The sequence below is a fragment of the Stenotrophomonas rhizophila genome, assembly GCF_007667275.1.
GTDB lineage: Bacteria > Pseudomonadota > Gammaproteobacteria > Xanthomonadales > Xanthomonadaceae > Stenotrophomonas > Stenotrophomonas maltophilia_AE.
On the sequence record NZ_VDQT01000006.1, the window covers coordinates 1 to 19,846 of the forward strand.

Sequence of the window (19,846 nt, forward strand, 5' to 3'; positions counted from 1 at the left end):
GCGGCCGCAGGCCGCCGCCGGGGGACATTTGCATAGGGGCCTGCCGGCCGCGGCGGGGCCCTCGACGCTCGCAGCGGCGGCCAACGAAGAGGTGTGCTGTCCCGCCATGCGTCTGCGTGCCGCGACCGGGTATGCTTCCTGTACACACGAGCCGCAGAAACCCCATGAGCGATACCCCCCGCATCGCCTTCCTGGCCAGCAACACCGAAGCGGCGCAGCGTGCCCGTGCGGCGATGGTGGCGCGCTACGGCGACCATGCGCCGGAACAGGCCGATGTGCTGTGCCCGCTCGGCGGCGATGGTTTCATGCTGCAGACCCTGCACCGGCATGGCGCGCTGGGGCGGCCGGTGTTCGGCATGAAACTGGGCACGGTGGGTTTCCTGATGAACCAGTACCGCGAGGACGACGGCGACCTGCCGGCGCGCCTGGCGGTGGCCGAACCCGCCAACCTGCGCCCGCTGGAAATGCTGGCGCTGACCGAATCCGGCACCACTACCGGCTCGCTGGCCTACAACGACGTCTCCCTGCTGCGCCAGACCCGACAGGCCGCGCACATCGGCGTCGACCTCAACGGACAGGAACGCGTGGCCGAGCTGATCGGCGACGGCGTGCTGGTGGCCACGCCGGCCGGCAGCACCGCGTACAACTACTCCGCGCACGGCCCGATCCTGCCGCTGGGGTCGCATACCATCGCCCTGACCCCGCTGGCCCCGTACCGGCCACGGCGCTGGCGCGGCGCCATCCTCAAGGCCGACACCGAGGTGCGCTTCCGTGTGCTCGACCCCTACAAACGCCCGGTCAGCGTGACCGCCGATTCGCATGAGACCCGCGACGTGGTCGAAGTGACCATCCGCGAATCGCGCGAGCGCCGGGTGACCCTGCTGTTCGATCCGGAACACAACCTGGAAGACCGGATCCTCAGCGAACAGTTCATGTTTTGAAGGACCTTTGACCGCCATGGGCGACAACACCCCCCGCTTGCTGACCGTTGCCGTGACCTCGCGCGCGCTGTTCGACCTTGAAGAGGGCCACGCGCTGTTCGAGGCCGAAGGCGTGGATGCCTACGCCGAGTACCAGCGCAAGCACGAAGATGACGTGCTGCGTCCCGGTGTCGCCTTCCCGGTGGTGCGCAAACTGCTTGCGCTGAACCAGGGCCAGTCGCCGGAGTCGCCGCGGGTGGAAGTGATCCTGCTCTCGCGCAATTCGGCCGATACCGGGCTGCGCATCTTCAACTCCATCCAGCATTACGACCTGGGCATCATCCGCGCCACCTTTACCGCCGGCGAGCCGACCTGGCCGTACGTGAAGCCGTTCGGCACCGACCTGTTCCTGTCGGCCAACCCGGAGTCGGTGCGGCGTGCGCTGCGCCATGGCATCGCCGCCGCCACCATCCTGCCCAAGCCGCCGGGGGAAACCCTGGCCGCGGCCGAACCGGTCGACATGAGCCAGCCGCTGGGCCAGCTGCGCATCGCCTTCGATGGCGACGCGGTGATCTTCGGCGACGAAAGCGAGCGCATCTCGCGCGAACAGGGCGTGGAAGCGTTTGGCCGCCACGAGCGCGAGAACGCGCGCGAACCGCTCAGCGGCGGCCCGTTCCGCAACTTCCTGTCGGCGCTGCACACGCTGCAGGCCGTGTTTCCCTCGGGCGAAGACGCACCGATCCGCACCGCGCTGGTCACCGCGCGATCGGCGCCGGCGCACGAACGCGTGATCCGTACCCTGCGCGAGTGGGGCGTGCGCCTGGACGAGGCGCTGTTCCTGGGCGGCCGGCACAAGGGCCCGTTCCTGGAAGCGTTCGGCGCGGACATCTTCTTCGACGATTCGCAGCACAACATCGACAGCGCCCGGCAGCACCTCAGCGTGGCAGCAGGTCACGTGCCGCATGGCGTGGCCAATGATTGACGAGGGTCACGACCAACGGTCGTGACCTACCGGGGATGGCACGGTTGTACGGATGGCCGATGGACGGATGGGCCCATGCGGGGACGGCCCATGCGGGGACGGCCCGATGCGCGGATGTGGCGATGGGCAGATGGGCCCGATGCGCGGATGGGCGCATGGCGCATGACCGACGGGCGGATCGGCCGACGGACGCACGGGCGGACGCCCGGCCGGGTAGGTCACGACCGTTGGTCGTGACCCCCGTCAATCCAACGGGAGCTCGATGTTCACCAGCTTCCACCGGAGCCCCTGCCGCTGCAGCACGAACACCACCGGCGCCCCCTGCGGCGTGTGCGTGGTGGCGGTGAATCGTGACGTCGACTCGAACCGGTGCGTCGCCCCATCCAGCGGCTTCGCCGCGCGGGGCGCCGCGTAAGCGTCGCTGCGTTCCAGGTCATTGCTGGCCCGCTTCCACAGCGTGTGGCCTTCCAGCAGCGCACCGATCCCCATCGGGGTAACCATCGCGTCCACCGCCGTGCCGCTCAGCGTCTGCCCGGCGGTGAGCAGCAGCGCCCCGACCAGGTTCGACTGCACGTCCGGCCCGGCCCGCCGCACCACGTAATCGTCCAGCTGCGCGCGCAGGTTCGCGCGCAGCATCGGGAAGTCCACATACCGGTCCAGCGTCGAGGTATCCCGCTGTTCCACCGCCGTGGCCAGCCCACGCAGGGTCAGGTAGGGCCCACTGACCACCCAGCCGGCCAGCAGCACCACCACCAGGCCAATCAACAGAAGCAGCTTTTTCATGGCGCCAGCGTGCCGCAGCCCACGTCAACGCAGGGTAGACCGACGCACGCAGCACGGTAGCGCCGGCCGTTGGCCGGCCCAGGCGTGCTCATCAGAACTCCAGATCCAGCGCCGCACACAGGTAATCCACGAACGGCCCCAGCGTCACCAGATCCTTGGCCACCGTCTTCCGCAGCTTCGGCCCGGTCATGGTGGCATCGTCCAGCGAGCGCCAGAACACCCAGTTGCGGTGCTTCAGGTCGTCGATGAACTCGAAGTCCGGCTCGAAGCCACGCGGCGCGCGTACCAGCTTCTCGCTTTCCTCGAAATCGAACTTCTTCCGCAGCGCCGGCGCGTGCGCGGCCGCCTTCCAGGCCCCCGGATTGTCCACGATGAAGTGGCGGACCTTGCGCTGGGTGGCCGGTTCGGGGTGCCACAGGCCGGCGCCGACGAAGCTTTCGCCGGGCTGCAGGTGGATGTAGAACGACGGCGCCGGCACCTGCTTGCGCCGCTCATGGAACAACCGCGCGCCCTGCCAGGTCTTGTACGGCGACTTGTCATTGGAAAACCGCGCGTCGCGGTAGATCCGGAACAGCGAGCCGCCCACCCCGCGCGGATCGGAACGGAAGTGTTCGCTGACCGCGGCCAGGTCCGGCTGCAGGTCGCTGATCAGGCGCAGGAACGGCTGGCGCACGTGCTCCTCGTACTTCGCCTTGTGTTCGTTGAACCAGGTCTTGTCGTTGTGGCGCGCCAGGCCACGCAGGAAGGTGAAGCTGGCGGGGGTGAAATAGGTACTCACAGGCTGTGCTCCAGTTCGTTGCCCCAGTCGCGCAGGTGCTGCAACAGGGCCAGCTTGGTGGGATCGGCGGCGTGTTCCACCGCCAGCGCGTCCAGTTCGGTGCGGAACCCGGCCAGGGTCTGTTCGCCGAGCCCGGCATCGCCGAGCAGGCGCTGGCGGCGATAGTCGTTCCAGCGCCCGCGCTCGGCCGCATCCAGCGTCTGGGCATGGTTGCGGGCGCGATAGCGGAACAGCAGTTCCGGCATGCGCGGGTCCTTCAGGCGTTCGGCGTAGCCGGCCAGCTCGGTCGGCGGCGCGGTGCGCAGCCGGCTCATCAGGGCCTTGTCGCCGTCGGCCAGGAAGCCGTCATACAGCGAGGCATCGACGTCGCTCGGCGTGGCAACGCGCTCACCGGCGTAGACCTGCCGCACCTTTTCCACCAGCGCCGGCCCCGCCGCGCGCACGCGCGCCGCGTTGGCTTCCACCCTGGCCACGTCGATCCCGAGCCGGGCGTGGTCGGCCGGACGCAGGTGGTTCCAGGCCACGAGCGCGGGCACCTTGTTCAGGTGCACTTCCTTCAGCGGCACGCGCTGTTCGCCCTCGGCCAAGTCGGCGGCGCGGGTGTACAGGCGCGCGGCCAGCGTTTCCGACGGCAGCGCCAGCAGCCCGTCGATGTCGCCTTCCAGGTCGAGCGCGATCACCCGGTTGCTGATGTAGGGGTGGCGCGCGATCGGCAACACCGGCGCGGCGCACATCCGCTGCGCCGGATAGCGCATCGAGATATGCAGCACCGGCTGCAATGCGTCCACGTCGAGCAGGCTGCCGACGAAGCGCTTGTCACGCAGCTTCAGCGCGTAGTCCCACAAGCGTGGCTGGGCCTGTTTGAACAGGCGTGCCATGCCGATGGTGGCGTGCACGTCCGACAGCGCTTCGTGCGCATCGCCCACGCGCACGTCGTTGGCCAGCGCCAGGTGTTCGAGCTTGAACGAGGTGGCGCCATCTTCGCGCTGCGGCCAGGCGATGCCCTCCGGGCGCAGCGCGTGTACCAGGCGCAGCATGTCCAGCAGGTCCCAGCGCGAATTGCCGTTGCGCCACTCGCGCTCGTACGGATCGAAGAAGTTGCGGAACAGGCCGTGGCGGACGAACTCGTCGTCGAAGCGCAGCGTGTTGTAGCCCAGCGTGCAGGTGCCGGGCCGTGCCATCAGGTCGTTGATGCGTGCGAACGCCTCGGCTTCGCTCACGCCTTCGGCCAGCGCATGCTGCGGCGTGATGCCGGTGATCAGCGTGGCGATCGGCGAGGGCAGCAGGTCGTCGGCCGGTTTGACGTAGAAGCTGACCGGCTCGTCGACCATGTTCAGGTCGGCATCGGTGCGGATCGCAGCGAACTGCGCGATGCGGGTGCGGCGCGGGTCCTGGCCGAAGGTCTCCAGGTCGTAGAACAGGAAGCTGTCGGCCATCAGTGGGCGCCCTCCAGCACGCTGAGCTGCTCATGCACCACGCGCTCGAGTGCGGCCCAGTCGATGTGCTCCAGGCTGTCGTGGCCGGCGGTGGCCGCTTCCAGGATATGGCGCTGCAGCTCGGTTCGTTCCAGCGCCACCGCGTACGGCGTGTGCAGGAAGGTGACCATGGTGTAGTGCGGGACGAAGCGGGTCGGCCAGCGGGCCTGCAGCTGCTGTTCCAGCTCGCGCTGCAGCAGGAACGCCGGGTCGGCGACGCGGTCGCGCATTTCCAGGTAGTTCTCCAGCGCCATCTGCTGGATCGCTTCGGCGTTGGGCTTCCGCTCGGCTTCGAACGCGGCGAACGCGGCGGCCAGCGAGTCCTGTTCCTGCAGTTGCCGCGCCAGGGCCACGCAGTCTTCGAAGGCGCAGTTCATGCCCTGGCCGTGGAACGGTACCATCGCGTGGGCGGCGTCGCCGAGCAGCACCGCGCGCCCCTGCAGGTGCCATTGGCGCAGGTGCAGGGTGCCCAGCAGGCCGGGCGGATGCTCTTCCCAGTCGCGGCGCAGGTTGGGGATCAGCGCCAGCGCATCGGGGAAATCGCGCGCGAACAGGGCCTCGGCCTCGGCACCGCTGTTGGTGGTGGCGAAGCTGGGGTTGCCTTCGTTGGGCAGGAACAGGGTGACGGTGAAGGTGCCTTCGTCATTGGGCAGCGCGATGCACATGTAGTTGCCGCGCGGCCAGATGTGCAGCGCATTGGCTTCGATGCGGAAGCCGCCGTCGTCGGTGGGCGGGATCTCCAGTTCCTTGTAGGAATGGTCGAGGAACTCGGTGCGCTCATCCAGCGGGTACTTGCGGTTCATCGCCGCGCGCAGCGCCGAGCCGGCACCGTCGGCGCCGATCAGCGAATCGAAGCGGATGTCGTGCGGGTGGTCGTTGCGGTCGTCGATGAAGCGCGCGTAGCCGGCATCGAAATCCACGGTATGCAGGCGGCGGTGGAAGTGCACCTGCGCCCCGGCGTCTTCGGCCAGCTGCAGCAGGGTGGTGTTGAGGTCCTTGCGGTGGATCGACCAGATCACTTCGCTGTCGTCGCGACCATAGCGCTGCAGCTGCGGTTCGCCCTGGCGCGGATGCACCATGCGCCCGCGCATCATCACCGCCTTGGCCATCACAGCGTCTTCGACCCCGGCCTGGCGCAGCGCGTTGCGCCCGCGTTCGGCCAGGGCCAGGTTGATCGAGCGGCCGGACTCGTAATCGCTGATCCGCGGGTCGCCGCGGCGTTCGTACAGGGTGATCCGCCAGCCCTGGCGGGACAGCAGGATGGCCAGCAGGGAGCCGGCCAGTCCAGCGCCGATGATGCTCAGGGAGCGGTGTGCAGGTGCGATCAAGTCAGGGTCCACGCAGGGAAGGGCGGGCTTACAGGCCTGCCCAGGATTCCACTTCTTCGACGAAGTGGTGCAGGTCAAGGTAACGGTTGTACAACGGCGTGGGCGAGATCCGGATCACGTCCGGTTCGCGCCAGTCGCCCAGCACGCCCACGCTCTGCAGGTATTCGAACAGGTTGCGGCCACGTTCGCGACCGCCGACCACGCGCAGCGACAGCTGGCAGCCACGCCGCTCGGGTTCGGCCGGGGTCAGGACCTCGAGCACCCCGGCCAGGCGGGCGCGGACCAGCGCGTCGAGCAGGCCGGTGAGCTGCAACGACTTGGCGCGCAGCGCCTGGATGCCGCCGGCCTGGTCGACCACGTCCAGCGCGGCGCGCAGGGGAGCGAGGCCCAGGACCGGCGGGTTGCTCAGCTGCCAGCCTTCGGCGCCGACCGCGGGCACGAACTGCGGCGCCATCTTGAAGCGGGTGGCTTCCTCATGGCCCCACCAGCCGGCAAAGCGCGGCAGGGTGCTGTCGCGGTGGTGGCGCTCGTGCACGAAGCAGCCGGCCACGGCACCGGGACCGCTGTTGAGGTACTTGTAGTGGCACCAGACCGCGAAATCGGGGGCGATGTCGTGCAGCTGCAGCGGCACGTTGCCGACCGAGTGGGCCAGGTCGAAGCCGACCCGGGCGCCCTGCAGGCGCGCCATGCGGGTGATCGCGTCCAGGTCGAACACCTGGCCGCTGCGGTACTGCACGCCGGGCCACAGCACCAGCGCCAGGCGCGGGCCGTGCTCGGTGATGGCGCGTTCGATCGCGGCCAGCGAGATCGTGCCGTTTGGTTCATCCGGCTGCACTTCCACCAGGTCGGTGGCCGGGTCGAAGCCATGGAAGCGGATCTGTGATTCCACCGCGTGGCGGTCGGTCGGGAAGGCACCGGCCTCCATCAGGATCACCGGGCGCTCCGCGCTGGGCCGATAGAAGCTGACCATCATCAGGTGCAGGTTCACGCTCAGCGTGTTCATGGCGACCACTTCGCTGGGCAGGGCGCCCACGACCCGCGCCAGCTGCGCGTTGACCAGGCGGTGGTAGCCCAGCCACTGGGTCTCGCCGGTGAAATGGCCCTCGACCGCCAGCGCACCCCACTTGTCCATCACTTCCTGCACCGCGGCCTTGGCCCGGCGCGGCTGCAGGCCCAGCGAGTTGCCGACGAAGTAGGTCTGGTCGCGGTGGTCATGCTGGGGGAACACGAACTCGGCCCGCAGGGCGCGCAGCGGGTCGGCGGCGTCCAGGGCAGTGGCATGGGTGCGGCTGAGGAGCTCGGACATTGGGCGATTGAGGTTGTCTGTGAAAAGACAGTTTATCGATCTGCCCCGCCTATGGGATGAACCCGACACGCGGGTCCATCGGGCTCAGGTGCCCGGCAACGGATCCACATGCCCGCACGCGTCGCAGGTGCGCAGCTCGATCGAGGCCTCGTATTCCTTGAACACCTTCGGCAGGTCGGTTTCGATGTTTTCCAGGGTGAAGTACTTCTCGTACAGCGTGTGGTTGCAGCGTTCGCAGAACCACATCACCCCGTCCTTCTCGTGCGCCTGGCGCTTGCGCTCGACCACCAGGCCGATGCCGCCAGGCGGGCGGCGCGGCGAGTGCGGCACCTTCCCCGGCAGCAGGAAGATCTCGCCGGCGCGGATCGGGATGTCACGCACCGCGCCGTCTTCCTGCACCTTCAGGGTCATTTCCCCTTCGAGCTGATAGAACCACTCCGGTCCCTCGTCGTAATGGAAGTCGGTACGGCTGTTCGGGCCGCCAACCACCATGATGATGAAGTCGCCGTTTTCGATCATCTTGTTGCCCACCGGCGGCTTGAGCAGGTGGCGGTTTTCTTCGATCCAGCCGAGCAGGTTGATGGGCGAGGGCAGCATGGGGATTCCCGGGGAAAGGGGGCGCTGGGCGCGCGCGGTCAGTCGCGGCGGCCGCGGCGCGGCACGTGCGCCAGCGCTTTTTCGTAGGCCGGGCCAAGGTCTTCGGGCGCACCGACGTCGATGCCCATCTCGCGCACGCGGCCATCTTTCAGGCTGTAGACCCAGCCATGCACCATCAGCTTCTGCCCGCGCGCCCAGGCGTCCTGCACGATCGTGGAGCGGCAGGCGTTGACCACCTGTTCGATCACGTTGAGCTCGCACAGGCGCGCATGCTTCAGTTCCGGTTCTTCGATCGCGTCCATGATGGCGGCATGCTTCTGCGCCACGTCGCCCACATGGCGCAGCCAGTTGTCGGCCAGGCCCACGCGGGTATTGTTGAGGCTGGCATGCACGCCGCCGCAGCCATAATGGCCCACGATCAGGATGTGCTTCACCTTCAGCTGGTCCACCGCGTACTGGATCACGCTCAGGCAGTTCAGGTCGGTGTGCACCACCACGTTGGCCACGTTGCGGTGCACGAACACTTCGCCCGGGGCCATGCCGATGATCTGGTTGGCGGGCACGCGCGAATCGGAGCAGCCGATCCACAGGTATTCGGGGTGCTGCTGCTTGGCGAGCTGGTGGAAGAAGTCGGGGTCTTCCTTTTCGATCCGGTCGGCCCAGTCGCGGTTGTTCTGCAGCAGCTTGTGGATGTCTTTCATCGTTGCGGTGTCCCTGACGTGAGGTGGGGGCAAGGCGCAGCCGGCAGGGCCGCGTCGTCGCGGGAAACGGGTGGGTCAGCCGCCGGGCGCGGGCGGCTGGCGGACCTGGCGCATCCACTGCGCCAGGTCGTGGGAAGCGGGTGCGCCGGAGGCTTCCAGCGCGTCGATCACCGACACCTGGTTGGCGTCGGGATGGTTCTGGCTCAGTTTGAGCTTGATCTGCACCTGGCGGGGGCGGAAGCGGAAGCCGATGATGCCGGCCAGCAGGCGGGTCTGGCGCGCGTCGTCGCGGTCCAGCCGCCAGTCGCCGCCGACCCCGGCTTCGTTGACCGCGCTGAGCGCGTCCAGCATGTCCATCAGCGCGGCGCGTTCGGTGACCGGCTCCAGCTCGCCGCGCAGTTCGGCGGCGGCGTAGTTCCAGGTGGGCACGCGGCCGGCGCTGTCCTTGTCCGGGTACCAGCCCGGCGACACGTAGGCGTGCGGGCCGTGCACCAGCATCAGCGCCGGTCCGGCATGGCCGGCCTGCGGGTTGGGCCGGGCCCAGTGGCCTTCGATCACGATGGCCTCGCCGTCACGCCGGTACACCACCGGCAGCAGGCTCACCTGCGGCAGGCCGTCCGCGCCGGTGGTGGCCAGGGTGACGAAGGCATCGCGTGCCATCAGCCGGTCGAGCCAGTCCAGGTCGGTGGTCGCGAAGTCCGAAGGGGTGAACATCGTCGGCTCAGGCGCGCCGGCCCAGCGACTGCACCATGCGGCCCTTGAGGGCATCGTCGTCATCGGCCTGCGGCGGCTGCAGTTCGTGCAGCGAGAAGCCGCGCAGCAGTGCATCTTCTTCGTCCAGCCCGTTGAACTCGACGAATTCGGCGTCGAACAGCTGCGAACGCGCGGTGTCTTCGCTGTCGTAGCTCAGGGTGTTGCCATCGCTGTCCAGCACCTCGGCGGTGCCGGCCGGGCGCAGGCGCAGGCGGGCCCAGATCAGGGTATTGCCCAGACTGGCCAGCCACCAGGAGTCGCGTACGGCGGAAATATCGTTCATGTCATTACCATCGAGAGCAGCCAGAGCAGGGCAGCCATGCCCAGTCCGGCCAGCAGGGTGAGCAGCGACAGCCAGGCCGGCGTGGCCAGCCCCGACAGCGAGCGGTCGGGGGTGCCGCGGTAATCCCGGCCGAGCAGCCAGCGCAGCGCGTCCGGGCGCAGGAAGGCGCCAGGGCCGAAACGGTCGGCCAGCGCAGGGTGGCGGTCGCGGATATGCACCAGCGTCAGCGGCCAGAAGATCACGAAGGCACTGAACCCGGCGATCGCCACGCCAACGAAGCAGAGCGCGAGGAACAGGGTCATGGGCGTGCCTCCGTGGTAAGGGTCAGAACTCGGCGCTGCCCGGTGCGCGCGGGTAGGGGATGGCGTCGCGGATGTTGCCCAGCCCGCACACGTACACCACCAGGCGCTCGAAGCCGAGGCCGAAACCGGCGTGCGGCACCGAGCCGTAGCGACGGAAATCGCGATACCAGCCGTAGTGCTCGCGGTCCAGTCCGAACTGCGCCATGCGCGCGTCGAGCACGTCCAGGCGCTCTTCGCGCTGGCTGCCGCCGATGATCTCGCCGATGCCCGGGGCCAGCACGTCCATCGCGGCAACGGTTTTGCCGTCGTCGTTCAGGCGCATGTAGAACGCCTTGATGTGCTCGGGGTAGTTGGTCACCACCACCGGGCGGCCGATGTGTTCTTCGGTCAGCCAGCGCTCGTGCTCGGTCTGCAGGTCCAGGCCCCATTCGACCGGGAAGTCGAACTTCTTTCCGGAGTTCTGCAGCAGCTTCACCGCCTCGGTGTAGTCGATCTGCTCGAACGGCGAGTTGATGAACGCTTCCAGCTTGGCGATCGCGTTCTTGTCCACGCGCTCGGCCAGGAAGGCCAGGTCGTCACCGCGCTCGTCGAGCACCGCGCGGAACAGGTACTTCAGGAACTGCTCGGCCAGGCGCGCGTCCTCGGCCAGGTCGGCGAAGGCGATCTCCGGCTCGATCATCCAGAATTCGGCCAGGTGGCGGGTGGTGTTGGAGTTTTCGGCGCGGAAGGTCGGGCCGAAGGTGTACACCTTGCTCAGCGCGAGGCAGTAGGCCTCGACATTGAGCTGGCCGGACACGGTCAGGAAGGTTTCCTTGCCGAAGAAGTCGCGGCTGAAGTCGACGTTGCCCTGGGCGTCGCGCGGCAGGTTGACCATGTCCAGGGTGGAGACCCGGAACATCTGGCCGGCACCTTCGGCGTCGGAGGTGGTGATGATCGGGGTGCTGATCCAGTTGAAGCCGTTGTGGTGGAAGAACCGGTGCACGGCCTGGGCCAGGCAGTTGCGGATGCGGGTGACCGCGCCGAACAGGTTGGTGCGTGGGCGCAGGTGGGCCACTTCGCGCAGGAATTCGGCGCTCATCGGCTTGGGCTGGATCGGGTAGGTCAGCGGGTCTTCGACCAGGCCGACGATTTCGATGTCGCTGGCCTGGATCTCGAACGACTGGCCCTTGCCCTGGGATTTGACCAGGGTGCCGCGGGCGATCACCGAGCAGCCCGGGGTCAGGGCCTTCACGTCGTCGAAGTTGCCCAGGGTGTCATTGGCCACCACCTGGATGGGGGCGAAGCAGGAGCCGTCGGTGACATTGACGAAGGCAAGTGCCGCAGACCCGCGCACCGTACGCACCCAGCCCCGTACTGTTGCCTCGCCGCCTTCCGGGATCTTCCCGGCAAGCGCATGTTCAACGCTGACCACCGTCATGACTTGAATCCTCTGTTGATCGACTCGATCTCTGAACGAGGAGTTTAACGGTTGCAGCGTTCTGCTTGCGAGGCATTTCTGACTGCGCCGTGGACCTATAATGTATCGATCCGCTGGAGTTGCCCGTCATGGCTGTCACCCTTACCCCTGTTGCTTTTGAACGCGTGAAGAAGTTTGTCGTCCAGTCCCCGGACGCGCTCGGGCTGCGTTTCGGCGTGACCCGGACCGGCTGTTCTGGCTGGGGCCACGTGACCGACCTGGCCCGCGAGCAGCGGGAGGGCGATACGGTGTTCGAGCAGGACGGGGTGCGCATCTACGTGGACGCGGACAGCCTGGCGCTGGTCGACGGGACCGAGATCGACTTCGGCAAGCAGGGGCTGAGCGAGACCTTTACGTTCAGGAACCCGAATGCCACCGCCGAGTGCGGCTGCGGCGAGAGCTTCACCACCGAGGCCGACAAGGCCTGATCGGGGCCGTCCAGGCGGGGCAGCTTGCTCCGCAGGCCTTCTGCTGCGATAATGCGCGGCTTCCTGCCCGATTCCCGGCAGGAACCCTTGCTCCACCGCGTTCACCTGCGGGGGGCTGTCCGGCCCGGAAGGGCCACATCCGAAAGGTATACACACATGAGTCGTCATTACGAAGTCGTGTTCATGGTCCACCCGGACCAGAGCGAGCAGGTCCCGGCCATGATCGAGCGCTACAAGTCGCTGGTCGAAACCGGTAACGGCACCATCCACCGCCTGGAAGACTGGGGCCGCCGCCAGCTGGCGTACCCGATCCAGAACCTGGTGAAGGCGCATTACGTGCTGATGAACATCGAAGTGGATCAGGCGGTTCTGGCCGAACTGACCGAAAGCTTCAAGTTCAACGATGCGGTGCTGCGCAACCTGGTCCTGCTCCGCGACGAGGCTGACACCGAGCAGTCGCTGATCATGAAGAGCAAGGACGAGAAGGGCGACAAGCCCGAGCGTGGCGAGCGTCGTCGTCGTGACGACGAAGAAGGCGAAGCCGCCAACACCGCTGACAACGAAGCCGGCGACGACGCCGCTTCTGCCGCCTAAGGAGCACGCACATGTCCAAGTTCTTCCGTCGCCGCAAGTTCTGCAAGTTCACGGCCGAAGGTGTGAAGGAGATCGACTACAAGGATCTCAACACCCTGCGCCAGTACCTCACCGAGAACGGCAAGATCGTGCCGAGCCGCGTGACCGGTACCAAGTCGAAGTACCAGCGCCAGCTGGCAACGGCCGTCAAGCGCGCCCGTTTCCTGGCCCTGATTCCGTACACCGACAACCACGACGTCTGATGAAGGCGGGCGACCCCGGTCGCCGCTTTCGTAGTCCACACCGCCCGCGCCGCATGGCAGCGGGCGGTGCCCGGTCTACCGTTCGGATATTCGGACAGCCATCCGCTGCGGGGTTCGCCTCGCTAACGAATACACATATTGGAGCAACACCATGAAGCTGATTCTTCTGCAGAAGGTCACCAACCTCGGCGGTCTGGGCGACCAGGTCGACGTGAAGCCGGGCTACGGCCGCAACTTCCTCGTCCCGACCGGCAAGGCCGTTCCGGCCACCGCCTCGAACGTTGCCGAATTCGAAGCCAAGCGCGCCGAATACGAAGCCAAGGCCCAGTCGATCCATGCTGACGCCGAAGCCCGCAAGGCTGCGCTGGAAGGCAAGAGCGTCACCGTCGCCGCCAACGCGTCGACCGAAGGCAAGCTGTACGGTTCGGTTGGCCCGCGCGACATCGCCGAAGCCTTCACCAAGGCCGGCCTGCCGCTGGAAAAGAGCGAAGTGATCCTGGGCGAAGGCGCCTTCCGCAACGTGGGCGAGTTCGAGGTGGTCATCCACCTGCACGCCGACGTCGAAACCACCGTCAAGGTGGTGGTGGAAGCCGAAGCCTGATCCCAGCCGCAAGGTTGCGATCGCTGAAACGGGTGCCCGCAAGGGCGCCCGTTTTTGTTTCCGGCTTTCGATGCCCTGGTACCCCGTCTTCACCGTCTCCCCTGCATCACCGGTAGCGCCGACCGTTGGTCGGCCTTGGGAACGCGTCATCGGTCGTTGAAATCCAACGTCAACAGCAACAGCAAACAGGAACTGCAACTGCAAACAGCAACTGCAACTGCAACTGCAACTGCAACAGCCGGCGTCCCATTGCTACGTGCCAGGGCGGCCGGCGGGCAGCCCCCTCCGGGACACGCCGTGAACCCATCCATGGGGGCTTGTCAAAAACATCCATGTTTTTGACAGTCCCTACGGGGGCTACCCGCCGTCCGCCCCCATACAGGGGCGTGTGCGGTTGGGAACGGCAGACACGCATGGCGTGTCCCTACGCCGGCTGCGGCCGGCACCGGCTTTTCCCGTGGCAACGACACACTGTCGAAGGGTTGGCGGGGGTGGGTTTGCGGGGGTGTGAGCCGCATGGATGCGGCGACCAAGCCTACATGGACGTATTTACGGCGCCCCCCGCGGGCCCACCCCCGCCAGCCCAAGCCAGGGAAACCTCGCAGCCAGCGGCTGTTCGCCCAGAACCAACAGCAGCCGGGCAGAGCCCGGCTCTACGCAGCGGGCGTTCCACCAGCGGCAACGGGGCTCTTTCGCAGTGTCGGAACCCACAACCCGAGCCAGACGCCCGTGGAACATCGGCACCGTTATACTCGGCCTATCGCGACTGTCCGGAAGCCCACCACGCCATGCGTCTGTCCACGATCAAGCTGTCCGGCTTCAAGTCGTTTGTTGATCCCACCACCCTGCACCTGCCCACCAACATGACCGGCGTGGTCGGGCCCAATGGCTGTGGCAAGTCCAACATCATCGATGCCGTGCGCTGGGTCATGGGCGAAAGCTCCGCCAGCCGCCTGCGTGGCGACTCGCTGACCGACGTCATCTTCTCCGGCTCGTCGGCGCGCAAGCCCGTGTCCCAAGCGACCGTCGAACTGATCTTCGACAACACCGACCACACCATCACCGGCGAATACGCCTCGTTCAACGAAATCTCGGTCAAGCGTACCGTCAGCCGTGATGGCAGCAGCAACTACTACCTCAACGGTACCAAGTGCCGCCGCCGTGACATCACCGACCTGTTCCTCGGCACCGGCCTCGGCCCGCGCAGCTACTCCATCATCGAACAGGGCATGATCAGCCAGATCATCGAAGCCCGCCCCGAAGACCTGCGCGTGTATTTGGAAGAGGCCGCCGGCATTTCCAAGTACAAGGAACGCCGCAAGGAAACCGAAACCCGCATCCGCCACACCCGCGAAAACCTCGACCGCCTCAACGACCTCCGCGAAGAGATCGGCAAGCAGCTCGAACACCTCAAGCGCCAGGCCCGCCAGGCCGAGCAGTATCAGGGCCTGCAGGAAGAGCGCCGGGTCAAGGACGCCGAATGGAAAGCGCTGGAGTTCCGCAACCTCGACAGCCGCCTCGGCGGCCTGCGTGAAGCCCTGTCCCAGGAAGAGACCCGCCTGCAGCAGCTGATCGCCGAACAGCGCGACGCCGAAGCCCGCATCGAAACCAGCCGCGTGCGCCGCGAAGAAGCCGCCGACGCCCTCAGCACCGCCCAGGCCGAGGTGTACCAGGTCGGCAGCACCCTGGCCCGGCTTGAACAGCAGATCCAGCACCAGCGCGAAATGTCCCAGCGCCTGCACAAGGCCCGCGACGAAACCACCCAGGCCCTGGCCGAGCTCGGCCAGCACATCAGCGGCGACGAAGCCAAACTGATGGTCCTGCGCGAAGCGGTCGACCTGGCCGAACCGCAGCTGGAACAGTTGCAGGAAGAAAACGAAATCAAGCAGGAAGCCCTGCGCGACGCCGAAGCCAAGCTGGCCGACTGGCAGGCGCGCTGGGAAGCGCATACCCGCAACACCTCCGAAGCCTCGCGCGCCGGCGAAGTCGAACGCACCCGCGTCGACTACCTCGATCGCCAGGTGCTCGAAGCCGATCGCCGCCGTGAAGCGCTCAGCGCCGAACGCGCCGGCCTGGACCTGGACGCGCTCGCCGAAGCCTTCGAAGAACTGCAACTGCAGCACGAAACCCAGAAGGCCGCGCTGGACGGGCTGACCGAACAGGTCGAAGCGCGCAAGGAGGCCGTCGCCGGCCTGCAGGACCGCCAGCGCACCGGCCAGACCGAACTGGCCGACATCCGCAAGCAGGCCCAGGCCGCCCGCGGTCGCCTGTCCTCACTGGAAACCCTGCAGCAGGCCGCCTTGGGCCAGGAGCAGGGCGCCGCCGTAGCATGGCTCAAGCAGCACGGCCTGGACTCCGGCGCCCGCGTAGGCGAGCGCCTCAGCGTCGAAAGTGGCTGGGAAAACGCCGTCGAAAGCGCCCTCGGCCAGCTCATTGAAGGCGTGCTGGTCGACGCCCCGGAAGACCTGGTCGGCGCCCTCGCCGAACTGGGCGACGGGCGCATCGCGCTGGTCTCGGCCGATACCAGCCCCCTGCAGGTCGCCCCGACCTCGCTGGCGGCCAAGGTGCAGGGCCCCACCGCGATCCGCCGCCTGCTGGCCCGCCTGCATGCCGCCGATGACCTAGAACAGGCGCGCGCCCTGCAGGCCACCCTGGCCGACGGCGACTCGGTCATCACCCGCGGTGGCGAACGCCTTGGCGAAGGCTGGGTGCGCGTCTCGCGCTCCGGCGCGGCCAAGCAGGGCGCACTGCTGCGCGAGCGCGAAATCGTCAGCCTGCGCGAACAGATCGACACCCTGCAGGAACGCGAAGCCGAACTGGAAAACCGCCTGGCCGGTTTCCGCGACCAGTTGCTGGCCGGCGAACAGCAGCGCGAAGAGGCCCAGCGCCAGCTCTACCTGGCCCACCGCAGCGTGTCCGAGCTCGGTGGCCAGCTGCAGAGCCAGCAGGGCAAGGTGGAGGCCGCACGCACCCGCATCGACCGCATCGAAGGCGAGCTCTCGCAGCTGCTGGAAAACCTCGACGCCAGCCGCGAACAGGTCCGCGAAGCACGCGGCCGCCTCGACGACGCCGTCAACAGCATGGGCGACCTGGAGTCGGTCAAGCAGGCGCTGGAAAGCGAACGCCGCCAGCTCGGCGATGCCCGCGACCGCGCCCGCGACGCCGCGCGCAACGTGCGCGACAGCGCCCACTCGCTCGCGCTCACGCTGGAGTCGCAGCGCACCCAGGTGGCCTCGCTGAGCCAGGCACTGGAACGCATGAGCACCCAGCGCGGCCAGCTCGATTCGCGCCTGGGCGAGCTGCATTCGCAGCTCGACGAAGGCGACTCGCCGGTGCACGCACTGGAAGCCGAGCACCAGAACGCACTCGGCGAACGCGTCCGCGCCGACCGCGTGCTGGGCGAAGCGCGCACCCTGCTGGAAAGCATCGACGCCGAACTGCGCACGTTCGAACAGACCCGCCACCAGCGCGACGAACAGGCCCTGGCCCAGCGCGAGCGCATTTCGCAGCGCAAGCTGGACCAGCAGGCGCTGGTGCTAAGCGCCGACCAGCTCACCGCCGCCGTGGAAAAAGCCGGTTTCGTCCTGCAGGACGTGATCAACACGCTGCCCGAAGAGGCCCGCATCACCGACTGGGAACAGGCCGTGCACCAGATCGACGGCCGCATGCGCCGTCTCGAACCGGTCAACCTGGCCGCGATCCAGGAATACGGCGAAGCCTCGCAGCGTTCGGAATACCTGGATGCGCAGAACACCGACCTGACCACCGCGCTGGAAACGCTGGAAGACGCCATCCGCAAGATCGACCGCGAAACCCGTGGCCGCTTCAAGGACACCTTCGACCGCGTCAACGCTGGCGTGCAGCAGCTGTATCCGCGCCTGTTCGGCGGCGGCCACGCCTACCTCGAACTGACCGGTGAAGACCTTCTCGACACGGGTGTGACCATCATGGCGCGCCCGCCTGGCAAGCGGGTGTCCAGCATCTCGCTGCTGTCCGGCGGCGAGAAGGCGATGACCGCGGTGGCGCTGGTGTTTGCGATCTTCCAGCTCAACCCGGCGCCGTTCTGCCTGCTGGACGAAGTGGACGCGCCATTGGATGAAGCCAACGTGGGCCGCCTGGCCAACATGGTCAAGGAAATGAGCGAGAAGGTGCAGTTCCTGTTCGTCAGCCACAACAAGGCGACGATGGAGGCAGCGCACCAGCTCTCGGGCGTGACCATGCGCGAACCCGGCGTCAGTCGCCTGGTCAGCGTGGACCTGGAAGAGGCGGCACGATTGGCGGGCGCGGCCTGACGTGCCATTCTTGCCTGAACGTATTTAGCTGGAGACCCCTAGAATGTCCGACATGGCAATGCTCCGCATCGGCATCCTGGCCGCCGGCCTGCTGCTGATTGCTGCGATCTTCCTGTTTGGTCGACCGCGGAAGAAGTCGCAGGGCCGTCGCGTGGAAGGCGGCGATGCCGCCGGCCAGCGGCGTGAGCCGCTGCTGGGCGAAACCGAGGCCGGCAGCGACGGCGCCGCCGGAGACGAAGGCGTGACCCAGCCCGAGCTCGGCCTGCCCGACGTCGACGCCCCGGCCAGCGACCTTGGCAAGCGCCCGGTCCAGGACTTCGACAAGATCGTGTCGTTGTTCGTGGCCGCCCGTGCCGGTGAAATGCTGCGCGGCGAAGACATCGTGGTGGCGGCGGAAAAGACCGGGCTGGTGTTCGGGCACATGAACGTGTTCCACCGCCTGGTGGAAGGCCACCCCGAGCGCGGTCCGATCTTCTCCATGGCCAGCATCATGAAGCCCGGCAGTTTCGACATGGCCACCATCCGCGAGATGGAGACGCCGGCGATCGCCTTCTTCCTGACCCTGCCGGCGCCGCTGACCGCGCTGGATGCCTGGGAAAAGATGCTGCCCACCGTCGAGCGCATGGGCGAACTGCTCGGCGGCCTGGTCCTGGACGACAACCGCGCCACCCTGGGCCGCCAGCGCGTCGCCCACATCCGTGACGAGCTGCGCGCCTACGACCGCCAGCACCAGGCCCCGCCGCTCACCAAAGCACCCCGCTGGTAACGGTTGCAGGGACGCGTCTGGAGCCGGGACGAACGGGCCACGCCGTGTCGCTACGGCGTCACCGGTCAGCAGCCACCACGTTCTCGAACGCCGTTCGGAACGCTGCCATCTCCGCCTCGGTGCCTACGCTCACCCGCACGACCTGCGGCCAGATCGGCCAGCTGCGACCGATCACCACGCCGCGTTCGGCCATCGCCTTGGTGAACGCGCTGCCGTCGCGCTGCACGTCGACCATGAAGCAGTTCGCTTCGCTGGGCAGGCAGCGGAAACCGCGCGCTTCCAGCCACGCTACCGTGGCCTGGCGTATCCGCGTGTTCTGTTCCCGCCGCTGCGCCACCAGGCCCGGCTCGCGCAGGCTGGCCAGGCCGGCGGCCAGCGCGGTGACCGGCAGCGGGTTGTCGCCCAGGCTGGCCAGCTCGCGCAGCCGGTCCGGGTGCGCCGCCGCCACGCCCAGGCGCAGCCCGGCCATGCCATACAGCTTGGAGAACGTGCGCAGCACGATCAGGTCATCGCGCTGCATCACCTGCGCGATCACCGACGGTTGCGCACTGAACTGCAGGTAGGCCTCGTCCACCAGCAGCCGGGTCTGCTTCGGCTTGTGCGCCAGCAGCCAGGCGATGTCCGCCGCCGGCGTGATCGATCCGGTCGGGTTGTTGGGGTTGCACAGATACAGCAGCCCGGCACCCATCCGCTGCGCAGCCTCGACCATGGCGTGCACGTCATGGCCGCCGTCCGCGCGCAGCGGCACCTTGGCCACCGTGGCACCCCGCGCCGCTGCCAGGTCGCTCAGGCTTTCGAAGGTCGGGTCGGCCACCACCAGACCTGCCGTGGGCGAGGTCCAGACCACCGCGGCGCGGTTCAGCGGTTCGCTGGAGCCCGGGAACAGCCGCACGCGGTCCTTGTCCACGCCTTCCTGCCGGGCAAACGTGTCGCGCAGTTCCCCGGCCAGGGCGAACAGATAACGACCGCTCCCGGCCACGATGTCGCGTGCCGCCGCCTGTGCCGCCGGGGCAGGGCCATACGGGCTTTCGTTGAAGTTGAGCAGCACGCTGCCGGCCGGCGCCGACCGGGTCGGCAGGACTACGCTTGACGTGGCCGCGGGCGCTGTCGAGGCCGGCGCGAGGCCGATGCCGGACAGGGCCAATCCGGTACCGGCCAGCTGCAGGAAGGAACGGCGCGACGAGACGGGCGATGACATGGCGGGAACACCGGAAACAGGACAATGTCCGGCACGCTAGCGCCCCGCGGCGAGGCAGGCA

General features: G+C 67.7%; 20 protein-coding genes. 8 read left to right on the top strand and 12 right to left on the bottom strand.

Annotation, left to right across the window (positions count from 1 at the left end):
• Positions 1-164: 164 nt before the first annotated feature.
• On the top strand, positions 165-941 hold the full coding sequence (locus FSZ13_RS17170) for an NAD kinase (RefSeq protein ID WP_145481644.1): 777 nt from the start codon (positions 165-167) through the stop codon (positions 939-941).
• 16 nt (positions 942-957) lie between these two features.
• Positions 958-1,902: a 5'-nucleotidase gene (locus FSZ13_RS17175; RefSeq protein WP_145481645.1), complete on the top strand. Its 945-nt coding sequence runs from the start codon at positions 958-960 to the stop codon at positions 1,900-1,902.
• A gap of 243 nt (positions 1,903-2,145) precedes the next feature.
• Here the strand turns inward: FSZ13_RS17175 and FSZ13_RS17180 are convergent, their stop codons facing one another.
• From FSZ13_RS17180 to asnS, 11 genes are all read right to left on the bottom strand, one after another.
• On the bottom strand, positions 2,146-2,685 hold the full coding sequence (locus tag FSZ13_RS17180) for a DUF2939 domain-containing protein (protein WP_145481646.1): 540 nt from the start codon (positions 2,683-2,685) through the stop codon (positions 2,146-2,148).
• 91 nt (positions 2,686-2,776) lie between these two features.
• Positions 2,777-3,463, bottom strand: coding sequence for a DUF2461 domain-containing protein (locus FSZ13_RS17185; protein ID WP_145481647.1), 687 nt, complete (start codon positions 3,461-3,463; stop codon positions 2,777-2,779).
• Positions 3,460-4,899, bottom strand: a complete 1,440-nt coding sequence (sbcB, locus tag FSZ13_RS17190; protein ID WP_145481648.1) for an exodeoxyribonuclease I — start codon at positions 4,897-4,899, stop codon at positions 3,460-3,462. Before sbcB ends, FSZ13_RS17185 begins: the two co-directional genes overlap by 4 nt.
• A complete protein-coding gene (locus FSZ13_RS17195) occupies positions 4,899-6,266 on the bottom strand; it encodes an FAD-dependent oxidoreductase (protein ID WP_145481649.1) in 1,368 nt (455 codons plus the stop codon). Before FSZ13_RS17195 ends, sbcB begins: the two co-directional genes overlap by 1 nt.
• Before the next feature lie 28 nt (positions 6,267-6,294).
• Positions 6,295-7,572, bottom strand: a complete 1,278-nt coding sequence (kynU, locus tag FSZ13_RS17200; RefSeq protein ID WP_145481650.1) for a kynureninase — start codon at positions 7,570-7,572, stop codon at positions 6,295-6,297.
• 84 nt (positions 7,573-7,656) lie between these two features.
• Positions 7,657-8,169, bottom strand: coding sequence for a 3-hydroxyanthranilate 3,4-dioxygenase (locus FSZ13_RS17205; protein WP_145481651.1), 513 nt, complete (start codon positions 8,167-8,169; stop codon positions 7,657-7,659).
• Positions 8,170-8,207: 38 nt separating this feature from the next.
• The gene (gene can / locus FSZ13_RS17210; RefSeq protein WP_145481652.1) at positions 8,208-8,870 is read right to left on the bottom strand and encodes a carbonate dehydratase; all 663 of its coding nucleotides are present in this window, start codon (positions 8,868-8,870) and stop codon (positions 8,208-8,210) included.
• 75 nt (positions 8,871-8,945) lie between these two features.
• A complete protein-coding gene (locus FSZ13_RS17215) occupies positions 8,946-9,584 on the bottom strand; it encodes an FMN-binding negative transcriptional regulator (RefSeq protein WP_145481653.1) in 639 nt (212 codons plus the stop codon).
• 7 nt (positions 9,585-9,591) lie between these two features.
• Positions 9,592-9,906, bottom strand: coding sequence for a hypothetical protein (locus FSZ13_RS17220; RefSeq protein ID WP_145481654.1), 315 nt, complete (start codon positions 9,904-9,906; stop codon positions 9,592-9,594).
• On the bottom strand, positions 9,903-10,208 hold the full coding sequence (locus FSZ13_RS17225) for a hypothetical protein (protein ID WP_145481655.1): 306 nt from the start codon (positions 10,206-10,208) through the stop codon (positions 9,903-9,905). Before FSZ13_RS17225 ends, FSZ13_RS17220 begins: the two co-directional genes overlap by 4 nt.
• Before the next feature lie 22 nt (positions 10,209-10,230).
• Complete coding sequence (gene asnS, locus FSZ13_RS17230; RefSeq protein ID WP_145481656.1) at positions 10,231-11,625, bottom strand: asparagine--tRNA ligase; 1,395 nt, start codon at positions 11,623-11,625, stop codon at positions 10,231-10,233.
• A 128-nt stretch (positions 11,626-11,753) separates the two neighbouring features.
• Here asnS and FSZ13_RS17235 point away from each other — a divergent pair, with 128 nt between their 5' ends.
• The 6 genes from FSZ13_RS17235 to zipA all read left to right on the top strand — a co-directional run bounded on the left by FSZ13_RS17235 (position 11,754) and on the right by zipA (position 18,587).
• Complete coding sequence (locus FSZ13_RS17235; RefSeq protein WP_145481657.1) at positions 11,754-12,092, top strand: HesB/IscA family protein; 339 nt, start codon at positions 11,754-11,756, stop codon at positions 12,090-12,092.
• Between the two features lie 156 nt (positions 12,093-12,248).
• Entirely contained in the window at positions 12,249-12,686 is a 438-nt protein-coding gene (rpsF, locus tag FSZ13_RS17240) for a 30S ribosomal protein S6 (RefSeq protein WP_145481658.1), read from the top strand.
• A gap of 11 nt (positions 12,687-12,697) precedes the next feature.
• A complete protein-coding gene (gene rpsR, locus FSZ13_RS17245) occupies positions 12,698-12,928 on the top strand; it encodes a 30S ribosomal protein S18 (protein ID WP_002804494.1) in 231 nt (76 codons plus the stop codon).
• 151 nt (positions 12,929-13,079) lie between these two features.
• Entirely contained in the window at positions 13,080-13,529 is a 450-nt protein-coding gene (gene rplI, locus FSZ13_RS17250) for a 50S ribosomal protein L9 (RefSeq protein WP_145481659.1), read from the top strand.
• A gap of 788 nt (positions 13,530-14,317) precedes the next feature.
• A complete protein-coding gene (smc, locus tag FSZ13_RS17255) occupies positions 14,318-17,821 on the top strand; it encodes a chromosome segregation protein SMC (RefSeq protein ID WP_145481660.1) in 3,504 nt (1,167 codons plus the stop codon).
• Between the two features lie 43 nt (positions 17,822-17,864).
• A complete protein-coding gene (zipA, locus tag FSZ13_RS17260) occupies positions 17,865-18,587 on the top strand; it encodes a cell division protein ZipA (protein WP_145481661.1) in 723 nt (240 codons plus the stop codon).
• Positions 18,588-18,645: 58 nt separating this feature from the next.
• On the opposite strand, the gene FSZ13_RS17265 is transcribed toward zipA, so the two are convergent.
• On the bottom strand, positions 18,646-19,785 hold the full coding sequence (locus FSZ13_RS17265) for a pyridoxal phosphate-dependent aminotransferase (protein WP_145481662.1): 1,140 nt from the start codon (positions 19,783-19,785) through the stop codon (positions 18,646-18,648).
• Positions 19,786-19,846: the final 61 nt, after the last annotated feature.

What these genes read in the sequence shown, in the direction of transcription:
- FSZ13_RS17170 (WP_145481644.1), top strand. Translation starts at nt 165, where the DNA reads ATGAGCGATACCCCCCGCATCGCCTTCCTGGCCAGCAACACCGAAGCG.
- FSZ13_RS17175 (WP_145481645.1), top strand. Translation starts at nt 958, where the DNA reads ATGGGCGACAACACCCCCCGCTTGCTGACCGTTGCCGTGACCTCGCGC.
- FSZ13_RS17180 (WP_145481646.1), bottom strand. Translation starts at nt 2,685, where the DNA reads ATGAAAAAGCTGCTTCTGTTGATTGGCCTGGTGGTGGTGCTGCTGGCC.
- sbcB (WP_145481648.1), bottom strand. Translation starts at nt 4,899, where the DNA reads ATGGCCGACAGCTTCCTGTTCTACGACCTGGAGACCTTCGGCCAGGAC.
- kynU (WP_145481650.1), bottom strand. Translation starts at nt 7,572, where the DNA reads ATGTCCGAGCTCCTCAGCCGCACCCATGCCACTGCCCTGGACGCCGCC.
- FSZ13_RS17205 (WP_145481651.1), bottom strand. Translation starts at nt 8,169, where the DNA reads ATGCTGCCCTCGCCCATCAACCTGCTCGGCTGGATCGAAGAAAACCGC.
- can (WP_145481652.1), bottom strand. Translation starts at nt 8,870, where the DNA reads ATGAAAGACATCCACAAGCTGCTGCAGAACAACCGCGACTGGGCCGAC.
- FSZ13_RS17215 (WP_145481653.1), bottom strand. Translation starts at nt 9,584, where the DNA reads ATGTTCACCCCTTCGGACTTCGCGACCACCGACCTGGACTGGCTCGAC.
- FSZ13_RS17220 (WP_145481654.1), bottom strand. Translation starts at nt 9,906, where the DNA reads ATGAACGATATTTCCGCCGTACGCGACTCCTGGTGGCTGGCCAGTCTG.
- FSZ13_RS17225 (WP_145481655.1), bottom strand. Translation starts at nt 10,208, where the DNA reads ATGACCCTGTTCCTCGCGCTCTGCTTCGTTGGCGTGGCGATCGCCGGG.
- asnS (WP_145481656.1), bottom strand. Translation starts at nt 11,625, where the DNA reads ATGACGGTGGTCAGCGTTGAACATGCGCTTGCCGGGAAGATCCCGGAA.
- FSZ13_RS17235 (WP_145481657.1), top strand. Translation starts at nt 11,754, where the DNA reads ATGGCTGTCACCCTTACCCCTGTTGCTTTTGAACGCGTGAAGAAGTTT.
- rpsF (WP_145481658.1), top strand. Translation starts at nt 12,249, where the DNA reads ATGAGTCGTCATTACGAAGTCGTGTTCATGGTCCACCCGGACCAGAGC.
- rpsR (WP_002804494.1), top strand. Translation starts at nt 12,698, where the DNA reads ATGTCCAAGTTCTTCCGTCGCCGCAAGTTCTGCAAGTTCACGGCCGAA.
- rplI (WP_145481659.1), top strand. Translation starts at nt 13,080, where the DNA reads ATGAAGCTGATTCTTCTGCAGAAGGTCACCAACCTCGGCGGTCTGGGC.
- smc (WP_145481660.1), top strand. Translation starts at nt 14,318, where the DNA reads ATGCGTCTGTCCACGATCAAGCTGTCCGGCTTCAAGTCGTTTGTTGAT.
- zipA (WP_145481661.1), top strand. Translation starts at nt 17,865, where the DNA reads ATGTCCGACATGGCAATGCTCCGCATCGGCATCCTGGCCGCCGGCCTG.
- FSZ13_RS17265 (WP_145481662.1), bottom strand. Translation starts at nt 19,785, where the DNA reads ATGTCATCGCCCGTCTCGTCGCGCCGTTCCTTCCTGCAGCTGGCCGGT.